Consider the following 12848-nt stretch of genomic DNA (forward strand, 5'->3'; position numbering starts at 1 on the left):
GAAAAACTTATGCATGAACGATTAATCGAGCACTTGGGGCTGCCGGGTGCAGTAACAGCGACCTTTGTTACTGGTGGCGATGTTAATGAGGCGTATGAATTGGTGGATGGAAATCACCAGCATTACTTCTTGCTGGTGCAGCCAGGCTATGGGGCTGACTTTTACCAGGCTGAGATCGCTGGTTTAAGGCTCTTTCAAAAGTATGCGATTAATGCTCCCCAGGTCTTAGCCAATGGCGAATACCACGGTGATGCCTACCTGCTTTTGTCGTACATTGATACTGGGGTAGGATCGCAACGTGATTTGGGACGCTTAGTCGCGCACCTGCATCAGCACAACAATCCAACGGGGAAGTTTGGCTTTGACTACCCGTACCGCGGAACAACAATCAGCTTTACTAATACCTGGACGACTAGCTGGGAAGAACTCTTTGTAGACCAGCGTTTACTGTCACTAGGAGCCAAACTGCAACGATCTGGTTTTTGGAAGCCAGCTGATTACCAGCTTTTTATGCGGGCTGTGGCGGTTATTCGACAGTCTTTACAGGCACATTTGAGTCAGCCGGCCCTGTGCCATGGTGATTTATGGATCGGGAACGTTATGTTTGATCAAGCTGGCCAGCCGGCTTTGATTGATCCTAGCCCTTTATATGGTGATCGTGAATTCGACATTGGGATTACCCAGGTTTTTGGGGGCTTTGAACCTGAATTTTATGCGGGTTACAATGAAGTCTTTCCTTTAGAGCCAGGAGCTGAAGACCGGTTAGAATTCTACCGTTTGTACCTCCTGATGATTCACCTCAATAAATTTGGCACTACCTACTATAACGCGGTTAATGCAAGTCTTCATCGGGTGATTGCACATGAAAAAGAAGATTGATATTGCCTTGGCGGTCATTTTAGCTGAGGGGCGGGTATTAGTAGGGCGACGTAATTTGGACCGGATCTATGGTGGTTGGTGGGAATTCCCGGGTGGCAAGATTGAGCCGGGGGAAACACCAATTATGGCAGTTCGGCGGGAAGTAGCTGAAGAATTAGGTGATCAGCTAATGCTAGGAGCTCCAGTAATGCCCCCGATACTAGGAGAGCACGCACTAGCACAAGTGCACCTCTTCCCATACTATGCCTGTCTTACCACCCACCACTTGCGACAAGTGGCGGCCTATGATCTACGCTTTGTTACTCCCCAACAGTTGCTAACAATGCAGGTTTTAGGACCGTCTTTACCCATAGTCCAGCACCTAACTACGGTTGATTTATTGGCGGTACAAAACCAAATCGAAACTTCCAACAAAACAAAGTAGGTTAACTACTTGCAAAGTGGCTTATTTTTTCATAGACTATTAACAACTTAAAAATAAATAAAAAAGGAGAGTTGTATCTACCATGTCCAATTGGGATACTAAATTTGCTAAAAAAGGTTACACATTCGATGATGTCTTACTAATTCCCGCCGAAAGTCACGTCTTGCCAAATGAGGTCGACTTAGGCGTCCAACTTACTGATAAGATTAAGCTTAATATCCCAATTATTTCAGCCGGGATGGATACCGTTACTGAATCAGAAATGGCAATTGCAATGGCCCGCCAAGGTGGGTTAGGGGTAATCCACAAGAACATGACGATTGTCCGCCAAGCTGATGAAGTACGGAAGGTTAAGCGGTCTGAAAGTGGCGTCATCATTGATCCATTCTTTTTGACACCTGATGACAGTGTGGCTAACGCCGAAGCATTGATGAAGAAATATCGGATCAGTGGTGTTCCAATTGTAGAAACAATGGAAAACAAAAAGTTCTGTGGTATCATTACTAACCGTGATTTGCGCTTTGTTACTGATTACAGCACTAAGATCGGCAACGTGATGACTAAAGAAAACCTGGTAACAGCACCAGAAGGAACTTCACTTGAAAAGGCCGAAGAAATCTTGCAACAATACAAGATTGAAAAGTTGCCGATCGTTAATGCTGCGGGTGAATTGACTGGTTTAATCACTATCAAGGACATTGAAAAGGTAGTTGAATTCCCTAATGCTGCCAAGGATGAACATGGTCGTTTGTTGGTTGCAGCTGCTGTTGGGGTAACAAGTGATACTTTTGAACGGGCTGAAGCTTTGTTGCAAGCTGGGGTTGATGCATTGGTTATCGACTCTGCTCACGGACATTCAGCTGGTGTTATCCGGAAGATCAAAGAAATTCGGGAACACTATCCAGATGCAACTCTGATCGCAGGGAACGTTGCGACTGCCGAAGCTACTAAAGCTCTCTATGATGTTGGGGTTGACGTAGTTAAAGTCGGAATCGGACCTGGTTCTATCTGTACAACCCGGATCGTTGCTGGGGTTGGGGTACCACAATTGACTGCGATCTATGATGCAGCTACTGTGGCCCGTGAATATGGCAAGACAATTATTGCTGACGGGGGTATCAAGTACTCTGGTGATATCGTTAAGGCCTTAGCAGCCGGTGGGAACGCTGTAATGCTGGGTTCAATGTTAGCCGGAACTGAAGAAGCTCCTGGTGAAACTGAAATCTACCAAGGTCGGCGCTACAAGACTTACCGGGGGATGGGTTCATTGGCTGCTATGGATTCTACTCACGGTTCCTCTGACCGTTACTTCCAAGGCGCAGTTAACGAAGCCAACAAGTTAGTTCCTGAAGGTATCGAAGGCCGTGTGGCTTATAAGGGTGAAGTTGGCGATGTGATTTATCAAATGGATGGTGGCTTGCGTGCCGGTATGGGTTACGTCGGCGCTGCTAACCTCAACGACTTACGTGAAAATGCCCAATTCGTTGAAATCACTGGTGCTGGTTTGCGGGAATCCCACCCACACGATGTGCAAATCACCAAGGAAGCACCAAACTATTCTGCAAACTAATTTAAAAAATATTTCCCTAAAAGAGGCTGATTTTTGTCAGTCTCTTTTTTGCTAGTATAGCAGAATCCTTTAATGTTTCTTTAGGAGCAGGGCTGATAAAGTCTGGTACAATAGGAATAGTTACTATTATGATGAACGAATCAGCCCAGGAGGTTTTTACAAATGAAAATACTTGTTGTTGATGACGATAAAGATATTGTTGAACTCCTCAGCATTTATGTTAAAAACGAAGGCTATGAGGTAGAAAAAGCCTATAACGGTAAAGAGGCCTTGACTAAGTTACACACTAATCCTGACATTGCCCTAATGATTTTGGATATCATGATGCCAGAGATGGATGGGATGGAAGTGATCAAAGAAGTGCGGAAAGATTCGCAGATTCCAATTTTAGTCTTGTCTGCTAAGAGTGAGGATTTAGATAAGATTCAGGGCTTAATTCAGGGGGCAGATGATTATGTTACCAAGCCCTTTAACCCTTTGGAAGTTATGGCGCGGATCAAGTCTTTACTGCGTCGGGCTTCACATGACGTGCGTAATGATGAACCAGATCAAATCGAAGTGGGTCCACTTCTGATCAAGCGTGATTCCCATGAGGTTGAAACGGTCAACGGACAGACTATCCAACTGACAGCACTAGAATTTGGGATTTTATACCTGCTGGCAAGTCATCCTAACCGGGTCTTTTCAGCAGATGAGATCTTTGAAAGAGTTTGGCAACAAGAATCAGTTGTTTCTGCTAAAACTGTTATGGTCCATGTAAGTCACCTACGGGATAAAATCGAAGAAGCGACGGGCGGGGACCAAGTGATTCAAACAGTATGGGGTGTCGGCTATAAGATCGAGGCTCATTAGTAATCATGGAAGAACAAGAACGGATAAAATTCCAATTAACTGGAAGGGAAAAAAGTGAGCTTTTTGGTGAAGGGATAATCACGGTTTTTCTGTTATTGTTGCTGAATATGTCGTGCTATATCCTCCTCAATCAATGGGTCGAATCTAACCCAGGGCTTCAAAACGGGATCTTTCTGATCAAAATGTCCCTGGCTTTTGGTCCCAATGACGTTAAAGTATGGTCATGGAGCTGGATTGCTGCTACTATCATGCTGATTATTGACACGGTAGTAGTGTATTGGCGCTTGATGCGGCGTTATCGCCAGATGCAGCTCAGACATATTATTGCTGAGTTGCACTATATCAGCGATGGGCACTTTGATCACCGAATTCCCTTCCAGCTTCACGGTCAGATGCAGCGGGTAGTTAACAGTGTCAATGCCCTCGTAGATGCTTCGGTGCAGGCTATGGATGAAGAACGGCGGATTGAAAAGTCCAAGGATGAGTTGATTACAAATGTTAGTCATGATATTCGGACACCTTTGACTTCAATTATTGGCTATTTGGGGTTGATAGAAAATAAGCAGTACCAGACCCAAGCAGACATCCTCAAGTATGTCCATGTGGCGTTCTTAAAGTCCAAACAGATGAAGTCCTTGGTAGATGATTTGTTTGAATATACCAAGGTCCGCCAGACGGACACACCGCTAAATATTATGCAGATTGATCTGGGAAACATGCTCGAGCAGCTGGGAGCTAGTTTTGAACTCGAAGCTCAAAAGAAACACATGACGATTACAGTGCACAAGCCAGAAACGCCATTAATGATGGATGCAGACCCAGAGAAGTTAGCGCGGGTTTATAACAATCTGATTACCAATGCCTTTAAATACGGAACTGGCGGCCATAATATCTATCTTTCAGCGCACTTGGTGGATGATAATACTATTGAAACGAGTGTGGCTAACGATGGAGAAGAGATCCCGTTAACAGCCCAAAAGCGGATCTTTGATCGTTTTTATCGCGCAGAACATTCACGGTCGCGGGAAACTGGCGGGACAGGGTTAGGTTTGGCGATTACGCAAAGTATCGTTGAATTGCACCATGGCACGATCAGTGTTACTTCAAATAAACGTCTAACAAGTTTTGTAATGCATTTTCCGGTTCAATATCAACAAGCTAAAGATTAACAATATGAGCGTAGCCTAGCTAGTTACGCTCTTTTGTTTACACTAAATAAAGCAGGTTAAAACTGTGGTAACCTAGAAGAGAATAATTAGTAAAGGAAGACAAGCAATGAATTTTCACAATATTATAGTCCAAGTTATTTTATGTTGGGGGTTGGCGGCCTACATTTTGACATATGCCTTCAAGCAGCGACAAAAGGGGCGCAAGAAGGTTTTTGTGTGGTACCTAGTGGTAGGGATCATCCTAGTTTTCGGTGGGGTTGAAGCATTGTACCAAACATTACATTAGGGATAAGACAAACCGCGACACTTGTTTCTTGTTACTAGAATAAGACGAGTGTAGTATTATTTTACGTATTCTACACACTCTAAATAGAGAGTCTGATTAACAAGAATGGGAGGTGCATGGACTTTGAATATGATTAAAGAAGAGCTAAAGAGTATTTTGCGTAACAAGATTGCGATGATCACATTGTTTGGTCTAATGCTTGTTCCGTTCTTATACACTTTCTTCTTCCTTAAATCTGTTTGGGATCCATATGGTAAGACGGATAACTTACCAGTTGCAGTGGTCAACAAAGACCAAGCAGTAACATTTAGGGGGCAACACCTGAATGTTGGTAAGGATTTAGTTAAAAACATGAAGGAAAGCAAAGGCTTAAAGTGGGATTTTGTATCTCAAAAAGAGGCCGATTACGGATTGCGTCACCGGAAGTATTACCTCACTATCACAATTCCGAAAGATTTTTCCAAGAATGCGACTACAGTTTTGGACAAGCATCCTAAGAAGATGAACCTGCATTATGAAGCCAATGAATCGTTGAACTACATCGGTTCAATCATTGGTAAAAACGGGGTTAAGGAAATTGGTAGTCGGGTCCGCAATGAGGTGGCCACAACTTATGCCGATACGATGATTGGGGTTACCAAGAAGCTCGGTAAAGGGATGGACAAGGCCGCTAAAGGTGCGGGGCAACTCAGCGATGGGTCAACCGCCCTTAAAGACGGGATGTACCAGTACACTGCCGGCGTTAAGCAGGTCAACAATGGGTTGATCGAAATGCAGGTTAGCGTTAAGCCATTGAAAGCAGGGGTTAATGCCCTGGCAACTGGTGCCAACCAACTTGGTAGTGGTTTGAACACATTAAATGGCAAAACTGGTGAACTGGCTTCTGGTGTAAACAAGCTATACCAGGGATCAGGTCAGGTGACAACCGGGGCCAAAGCCCTCCATACAGGGTTGATTACTTACACCAATGGGGTCTTCCAAGTGAACCAAGGTGTTGGTCAGCTGAATAGTAAAACAGACACTTTAGCTGGTGGTATCGGGAAACTTGCCACAGGGGCTAATGGTTTGCAAGATGGTATAAACCAATATACCGGAACTGTGGCAGGATTGTTGGCTAAATTCAACTCTCAGTCAGGGCAGCTCGACCAACTCAAAGCCCTCCCGCAAGCAACCTCTGAATTGAACAAGTACATGACCCAGTTGAATGACTCAGTCCAAAAGATTGATCCAAGTCAGTTTGCCACGATGTTGGCAACGATGAACAAGGTGTCGACGCAAACTGACCAGATGGCCCAATTGGTGAACCAGTTACCATCGACAACAGAAATTCAACAGTTACAGACACAATTAGCGCAAGCTGGGAAGCAAACCGAAGCGGCGGGAGCTGGGCTGAACCAGGCTATTGGGGCGGCCAATGCTTCCAAGAGTGATATTGCTGATGCTAAAACTAAAATTAACGCAGTAATGAACTCAGACAAATTGGATGATAGCCAAAAGCAGAGCTTACAGGCAGCGGTTGCCAAGCTCGATGATGCTAGCGGTAAACAAGATGGAATCAGTACTGGCTTGCAAACAATTGCTTCTAACTTAAAGCAACAATCACAAGCATCTTCTCAAGAATTGAACAAGCTGGCAGGAAGTTTGACAACTTTAGCTAACTCTAAGCAAAACATTGAAGATATGTTGACAACTGCTAAGGGAATGACCGGTCCAGAGATGCAAAAGCAACTTAAAGATTTGGGTGACCAGCTGACAGCATTAAAGAGTGCTACGGGGCAATTGCAGGCTGGATCTAGTCAATTAGCAAGTAAGACGGCGGGGTTAGATAAGCAAGTTGATCAATTAGAAAAAGAACTTGGTGGTTCTTCCCAACTTGAAGCTGCGAATAAAGCCCTTAATTCGGGTTCCAAGGAATTAGCAAATGGTTTGAACGCGCTGAATGGTAAGGTTCCAGAGTTAAAGGCAGGGATCGGTCAAATCTACGCCGGGACCCAACAACTAGCTGGTAATTCTGGACAATTACTCAGTGGGTCGAGCCAATTAGCTAACGGTAGCTCCCAAGTTACTGCAGGTCTCGGTCAACTAAACGGCCAAGTGCCAGTGCTGGTTAACGCTATCCAGTTATTAGCTGCTGGTGGTAACCAGTTATCATCTGGTTTGAATGAGTTAAACGCCAAGGTACCTGCTTTAGAAGCTGGGGTTAATGCTTTAGCTAACGGGACCCAACAATTGGTTGACAACTCCGGTAAGCTGGAAGATGGTGCTAGTCAGTTAGCTGATGGTAGCGATGAATTGTCGACGAGCCTACAAAAGGGAAGTGACGGCATCAAAGCCTTACCACTCAGCAAGCGGACAGGCAAGATGATGGGGAACCCAGTTAAGTTAAGTAAAAAGAACTATGCCCATGTTCAAAACTACGGCCATGCCTTAGCACCATACATGATGTCAGTAAGTCTGTTCGTCTTGGCTTTAGCCTTCAACATTATCTACCCAATTAAACGTTTAGCTACAGCTGATGGGACACCGACGGATTGGTTCTTCAGCAAAGCAATCGTTGCAACCTTCGTAGCGGTTGGGGCAGCCCTGATCGATGCGGGTATTATGTATACGGTTGGTTTGGTACCATTGCACCACGGTGAGTTCTTCTTGAACACCATCCAGTTTGCGTTACTGGCAATGTTTTTAGTGATGCTGTTCTCCTTGCTCTTTGGCAATCCGGGACGGTTTATTGTCCTGATCTTGCTGGTATTCCAACTTGGTGGGGCTGGTGGGACATTCCCAATCCAAATCACAACAGCGCTCAATGGATTCTACCAAGCAATCAATCCATACTTACCAATGACATACTCGGTCTATGGCTTCCGTGAAGCCCTCAATGGTGGGTTTGGTAGTGCATGGTTTATTCATTGTCAGCTGATTATGATCGCAATCACAGTGGTTTGCTTGCTCTTGATTTGGATCTCCATGCACTGGTTACGGCATAGTGGCAAAGTATCCTATGTTGGTGATATCAAACAAGACAAGGACTACCGTGCTAACAAGCACAATCCAGAAGAAAAAGAAGATAACTAATATCTGTTAACAAAAGATCATGGCTGGGGGAAAACAATGTTTTCCCCCAGCTTTTTGTGTCTCGAGGTGATATTTTAGGTGGAAGCGAGAAGTGCGGTATAATGGAAAGTGAACATTGGATTAATTTTGAAAGGAGAGACCAACATGACCCAAACAGACAAGAGTCGTGAAGAAGCCAAGAAGAAGCGGAATGCGCGGATGCGAGGGGAAGCCAAGCCTATTGTTCCCAATGCTCATGGTAAGAGTTTTGTCCAAGGAACCCACGTGGAATTTGTTTTTCACCGGCACAAGTATACCGGTAAGGTTACCAAGCAGTTAAACAATTCAGCCATTATAGTTTTTGATCCCCGGTTTAGTCATACAATGACAGCTGCGGAGCTCAAACAAAAAGTGGTCATCTCCTATACCAAGATGCGCAAGATTACAGAATAACCAATTTGACTCAAGTATGCGTTTTCATCGCATTTGGCGGTGGATAAATTGCTTAATATTCGGAATTTATATGTTATAATCGATTTTGCGAGGACATTTATTTTTTGGAGGCTTATTCGTGAAAAAGAAAGAACCACGATGGCTTGAGGTATTACGGGTAACTATGCCTTTATGTCTCAGCTATGTTCCTATCGGGATGGCCGCTGGGGTTTTGTTGCACGCCGCTGGGTTTAACACGCTGATGGTAGTGCTGATCTCCCTGTTTGTCTTTTCTGGTGGGGCTCAGTTTATGATTGCTTCAATGTTGACAGTTAATGCATCGATGCCAACGATTTTAGTGATGCTGTTCTTCCTTGAATTACGATATGCGTTATTAGGATCAAGTTTATCGCAGTACCTGCGGGGAACGAAGAAGAGTTTCCTCTTCGGGTTTGCCCTTTCGCTGAACGATGAAAACTACGCCGTTAACTACTTAAAGTTTGCTACGGATAAGAGCTGGAAACCAATGGATGCGTGGATGGTAGAACACTATTCACTAGCTTTTTGGACAGTAGCCAATATGATTGGTAGTTTAATCGGTAGTTTGATAACGATTAACCTGGAAATTGTTGACTATGCTTTGACTGCTTTGTTTATCTACATGGTGGTAATGCAGTTCAAGAACAAGTTGACAGTGCTAATCAGTTTGATTTCAGGAGTGGCAGCGATCTTCTTCATGAGCCTATTTAAGAGTACGATGGGCTTAGTTGCTGCTACTTTAATGGCTTCTTTGATTGGCTTTGCTATCGAAGATTATTTAGTAAAGCACGGTAAGGCTAAAGGTTTCTTACTGAGCAAGATCAAACCGCGTGCTAGTCGCCTAAAGACGATTAGCAAGAAATCAGAGACGGAGTCGGAGGGATAACGCATTATGGCAATGAGTTCAATGGATCATTTTATCCTGATCATTTTATCAATGGCAGTAGCGTTTATACCTCGTTATATTCCGCTGCGGATTTTTGCAACACGGCAAATTCCTGAATGGTTTAATGAATGGATGAAGTATGTGCCGGTATCACTGTTTACGGCATTGGTTGTAAAAGATGTTTTTATGAATAGTGCAAAATTTACATTTGTCGGGTTTCATAATGTGGCCAAAATTCTCGCCTCGCTAATTGTGATTGCGGTCGCTTATCGAACAAGATCAATGGGATTGTCGGTGGTCTTAGGACTTATCGCAGTCGCATTGCTATCACTGGTTGTTACGGTGTAACACATCAAGAAGAGAATATAGGTTGGAAGACTATCTAAGCGCTTGCTGCAGATGGTCTTTTTTATTAAAAAGGAGACCCCCAAGTTAGTCTTTGGCGGTCTCTGAATCATTAGAAACTATAAGCAGTAGCTGGTGTGTCAAACCAGTCATACTGGAGGAGCTGCCGGGTGGTCATATCAACTGGGATCCATAAGCCAGACCGGCAGATATCCATCATTGTTTTAACATATAATTTGTGGTCAGAACGATTCTTAAATTGCGGTTGATGCGCAATAATGATTTTTTGATCCTGGGTCCGCAGGGTAAGTGTGCCTGGATTAATGGCGATCACTTGTGCTGATACAATAGCGCTAGGAGTAGTTGTAGTAGCGCTAGGCGCGGGGTGATCATCAGTCGCTTTAATTGTCATAAAAATAACCTACTTTCTGTAGTTCAATGGATCTGACTACATTCATTATACTATATATAATTTGTGAAGAATGTATTATGCCAGAGTTAAGGAAAGGTAAAGATAGGCGTCGAAGTTTATGTTTAAGAATTATCGCCGGAAGGATTGGCTAAAAAAAAGCTACCACCATATAGCATTGTTAGTTTAACAATACTACATGTGGTAGCTTTTTGATCTTGTGCGAAGTCATTTGCTTGCTAAGAATGAATGCTTCTATTTAGTTTTATTTTGCAATAAAGATTGAATAGCAGTCTTTTGTGCTTGCGCAACGGCAGCTTGAGTTACCTCAGCCCGTTCGGTTGCTGACATATTAGGCTTTTTCATCATTGCTTCCATCACAGCCTTTTGGGCTTGCTGTTGGATCTTGGCTTTGAGTTGAGCTTGAACTTGTGGTGACTTTAAAGCCTTAGCCAACTGCTTAGCTTGAGCCACAGAGAGGACAGACCAGTTCTTGTTGATATAGAAGGTATAAGTCCGTTGCTTCAAATTGTCCTTAGGTTTGATGTTGCCTAAAAGGGTCCGACTGAGATTGCTGCTAGAAACATAGCGTTCTTCTTTGACCACCATTTTGCTAGAACCATTGGTCCACTTGACTTGGGTTTTGAGGTGGTCGGTTTTAATTGGTTTAGGGGCCTTTTGCTTATCATCAGTCTTGTATAAATAAACTTTTTCTTGACCATTGCCCAAAGGTTGATAGAGGAGAACGTTAATCTTTTTGTCTCCTGATGAGACCAATGGGGTGGTCTGTGAAGTTGTTTGTACTTTAGTACCAAAGTGGTAATTATCCTTACCGACAATAGCCAAACCACTGAGGATAGCAACGAGCAAGAAGAACCCAGCCACCACTTGGTGACCTTTGATCACTGGCAAGATATTAAAGAAGGCAAATAAGATAACGGAAATAATTAAAATAGCAATTAACATTAGTTATTTTCCTCCTTTCCCTTTAATGCAGCTGCTTCCCGAGCCCGGTTGCCTTTCTTCAAGAAGAAAGCTAGGAACAGTGCTAAGACGGCAAAGCCAAGGGCAACACCGAAAGAAGCATGGAAGCCAGAAACCGTAGCAGCAATTGCCTTGTCCTTGTAAATAAGCGGCGTATTGTGAAGCACACTCTTGGCAGGCATATTACTCTTAGTGACATCACTCATCACAGAAACCATGATGGCTGTCCCGATTGAACTCAAAACTTGCCGGAAAGTGTTGTTAACAGCAGTCCCATGGGACATCCGATTCAATGGCAGAACGTTCATCCCAGAAGTTGTAACAGGCATCATAACCATAGCAATCCCGAAGAACCGAATTGCATAGAAAATAACAATCATCATGATTGAAGTATTTTCATTCAAGAAGAGGAATGGCACAGTCCCTAGAGTTAAGAGTACCATCCCTGTAATTGACATCCGGCGGGCACCGAAGCGGTCGAATAGCCGCCCAGTGATTGGGGACATGAACCCCATGCACAAAGCCCCAGGGAGTAAGACTAACCCAGAGTGGAAAGCTGATAAGCCCCGGATTCCTTGGATATATAAGGGTAGGGTCATTTCAATCCCCATCATTGCTAAGTTGGTAACCCCACTGAGGACAGCGGCCAAAGCAAATTCGTTATACTTGAAGACACTAACGTCCAAGAAGGGGTTTTCCATCCGAAGTTGGCGCAAGCCAAACAAAACAACGAAGATGGCCCCAACAACGATAAAGGCAATGATAATAGGATCAGTCCAGCCCTTGTTACCAGCTTCAGAGAACCCGTACAGCATAGAACCAAAACCGATGGTTGAAGTAGTGATGGAAAGAACGTCCAACTTTTGGTTGCTAGTTGGTAAAACGCTCTTCATAAAGAAGAAAGCTAGCACCAAAACCAACACACAGATCGGAATGATCATTCCGAAGAGTTCCCGCCATGACCAATTATCAACGATCCAACCGGAAAGAGTTGGTCCTAAAGCAGGAGCCAACCCGATAACGATCCCTACGGACCCCATGGCAGCTCCCCGCTTTTCGGGCGGGAAGATGGACAACATGATAGTTTGGAGCAAAGGCATTGTCACCCCGACCCCGAGGGCTTGGATGAGCCGGCCGGTAAGTAATGAGCCAAAGTCAGGAGCCATGAAGGACAAAACTGTCCCGATTAAGAAAGTAGTCATGGCAGTTAGATACATAATGCGGGAACCAAACTTATTGATCAACCATGCAGAAACTGGGATCATGATCCCGTTAACCAGGAAGAACCCGGTTGAAAGCCATTCAACGGTCGCAGTGCTGACATCGAAAGACTTCATAATTGAAGGTAAAGCAGTGGCGAGCAAAGTTCCGTTTAAAACCGTACAGAAAGAACCAACCATCAGCACAATGATCAGCATTGACCGGTTATAGGGCTTGCCGTGGATATCAACGGGTGCGTTTGTATCCATGATTTTTAAACATCTCCTCATATATAAATTTAACGATTACCAGCTACTATACC

Annotated in this window: 13 protein-coding genes; 10 read left to right on the forward strand and 3 right to left on the reverse strand. The window is 44.1% G+C overall.

Translation table 11 applies throughout. The features are described 5' to 3' along the window. Positions 1-9 precede the first annotated feature (9 nt). From V3C97_RS00675 to V3C97_RS00720, 10 genes are all read left to right on the forward strand, one after another. Entirely contained in the window at positions 10-879 is an 870-nt protein-coding gene (locus tag V3C97_RS00675; protein ID WP_338434269.1) for a fructosamine kinase family protein, read from the forward strand. Continuing rightward, positions 863-1303 (forward strand): (deoxy)nucleoside triphosphate pyrophosphohydrolase, encoded by a 441-nt coding sequence (locus V3C97_RS00680; protein ID WP_338434270.1) that lies wholly within the window; start codon positions 863-865, stop codon positions 1301-1303. Before V3C97_RS00675 ends, V3C97_RS00680 begins: the two co-directional genes overlap by 17 nt. An 82-nt stretch (positions 1304-1385) precedes the next feature. Beyond that, positions 1386-2873, forward strand: a complete 1488-nt coding sequence (gene guaB, locus V3C97_RS00685; RefSeq protein ID WP_338434271.1) for an IMP dehydrogenase — start codon at positions 1386-1388, stop codon at positions 2871-2873. A 162-nt stretch (positions 2874-3035) separates the two neighbouring features. Continuing rightward, the gene (locus V3C97_RS00690; protein ID WP_009553921.1) at positions 3036-3725 is read left to right on the forward strand and encodes a response regulator transcription factor; all 690 of its coding nucleotides are present in this window, start codon (positions 3036-3038) and stop codon (positions 3723-3725) included. A gap of 23 nt (positions 3726-3748) precedes the next feature. Beyond that, entirely contained in the window at positions 3749-4894 is a 1146-nt protein-coding gene (locus V3C97_RS00695) for a HAMP domain-containing sensor histidine kinase (protein WP_338434525.1), read from the forward strand. Positions 4895-5000: 106 nt separating this feature from the next. Further along, the gene (locus tag V3C97_RS00700; RefSeq protein WP_040533884.1) at positions 5001-5180 is read left to right on the forward strand and encodes a hypothetical protein; all 180 of its coding nucleotides are present in this window, start codon (positions 5001-5003) and stop codon (positions 5178-5180) included. Between the two features lie 129 nt (positions 5181-5309). Further along, on the forward strand, positions 5310-8252 hold the full coding sequence (locus tag V3C97_RS00705; RefSeq protein ID WP_338434526.1) for a YhgE/Pip domain-containing protein: 2943 nt from the start codon (positions 5310-5312) through the stop codon (positions 8250-8252). A 144-nt stretch (positions 8253-8396) separates the two neighbouring features. Continuing rightward, positions 8397-8684 (forward strand): hypothetical protein, encoded by a 288-nt coding sequence (locus V3C97_RS00710; RefSeq protein ID WP_422392852.1) that lies wholly within the window; start codon positions 8397-8399, stop codon positions 8682-8684. A 118-nt stretch (positions 8685-8802) separates the two neighbouring features. Further along, complete coding sequence (locus V3C97_RS00715) at positions 8803-9588, forward strand: AzlC family ABC transporter permease (protein ID WP_009553917.1); 786 nt, start codon at positions 8803-8805, stop codon at positions 9586-9588. Between the two features lie 6 nt (positions 9589-9594). Then, the gene (locus V3C97_RS00720) at positions 9595-9936 is read left to right on the forward strand and encodes an AzlD domain-containing protein (RefSeq protein ID WP_009553916.1); all 342 of its coding nucleotides are present in this window, start codon (positions 9595-9597) and stop codon (positions 9934-9936) included. Positions 9937-10045: 109 nt separating this feature from the next. Here V3C97_RS00720 and V3C97_RS00725 read toward each other — a convergent pair whose 3' ends face one another. From V3C97_RS00725 to V3C97_RS00735, 3 genes are all read right to left on the reverse strand, one after another. Next, the gene (locus V3C97_RS00725; RefSeq protein ID WP_268889207.1) at positions 10046-10345 is read right to left on the reverse strand and encodes a hypothetical protein; all 300 of its coding nucleotides are present in this window, start codon (positions 10343-10345) and stop codon (positions 10046-10048) included. Between the two features lie 252 nt (positions 10346-10597). Continuing rightward, the gene (locus V3C97_RS00730; RefSeq protein WP_278838703.1) at positions 10598-11308 is read right to left on the reverse strand and encodes a DUF4811 domain-containing protein; all 711 of its coding nucleotides are present in this window, start codon (positions 11306-11308) and stop codon (positions 10598-10600) included. Continuing rightward, on the reverse strand, positions 11308-12795 hold the full coding sequence (locus tag V3C97_RS00735; protein WP_338434272.1) for an MDR family MFS transporter: 1488 nt from the start codon (positions 12793-12795) through the stop codon (positions 11308-11310). The genes V3C97_RS00730 and V3C97_RS00735 overlap by 1 nt, the downstream gene beginning before the upstream one ends. Between the last annotated feature and the right edge of the window lie 53 nt (positions 12796-12848).

The sequence above is a fragment of the Ligilactobacillus saerimneri genome (assembly GCF_036689625.1).
Taxonomy (GTDB): domain Bacteria; phylum Bacillota; class Bacilli; order Lactobacillales; family Lactobacillaceae; genus Ligilactobacillus; species Ligilactobacillus saerimneri.

Coding starts and splice junctions, on each gene's coding strand:
- V3C97_RS00730 (WP_278838703.1), bottom strand. CDS start 11,308: ATGTTAATTGCTATTTTAATTATTTCCGTTATCTTATTTGCCTTCTTT.
- guaB (WP_338434271.1), top strand. CDS start 1,386: ATGTCCAATTGGGATACTAAATTTGCTAAAAAAGGTTACACATTCGAT.
- V3C97_RS00710 (WP_422392852.1), top strand. CDS start 8,397: ATGACCCAAACAGACAAGAGTCGTGAAGAAGCCAAGAAGAAGCGGAAT.
- V3C97_RS00700 (WP_040533884.1), top strand. CDS start 5,001: ATGAATTTTCACAATATTATAGTCCAAGTTATTTTATGTTGGGGGTTG.
- V3C97_RS00675 (WP_338434269.1), top strand. CDS start 10: ATGCATGAACGATTAATCGAGCACTTGGGGCTGCCGGGTGCAGTAACA.
- V3C97_RS00735 (WP_338434272.1), bottom strand. CDS start 12,795: ATGGATACAAACGCACCCGTTGATATCCACGGCAAGCCCTATAACCGG.
- V3C97_RS00720 (WP_009553916.1), top strand. CDS start 9,595: ATGGCAATGAGTTCAATGGATCATTTTATCCTGATCATTTTATCAATG.
- V3C97_RS00705 (WP_338434526.1), top strand. CDS start 5,310: ATGATTAAAGAAGAGCTAAAGAGTATTTTGCGTAACAAGATTGCGATG.
- V3C97_RS00690 (WP_009553921.1), top strand. CDS start 3,036: ATGAAAATACTTGTTGTTGATGACGATAAAGATATTGTTGAACTCCTC.
- V3C97_RS00680 (WP_338434270.1), top strand. CDS start 863: ATGAAAAAGAAGATTGATATTGCCTTGGCGGTCATTTTAGCTGAGGGG.
- V3C97_RS00725 (WP_268889207.1), bottom strand. CDS start 10,345: ATGACAATTAAAGCGACTGATGATCACCCCGCGCCTAGCGCTACTACA.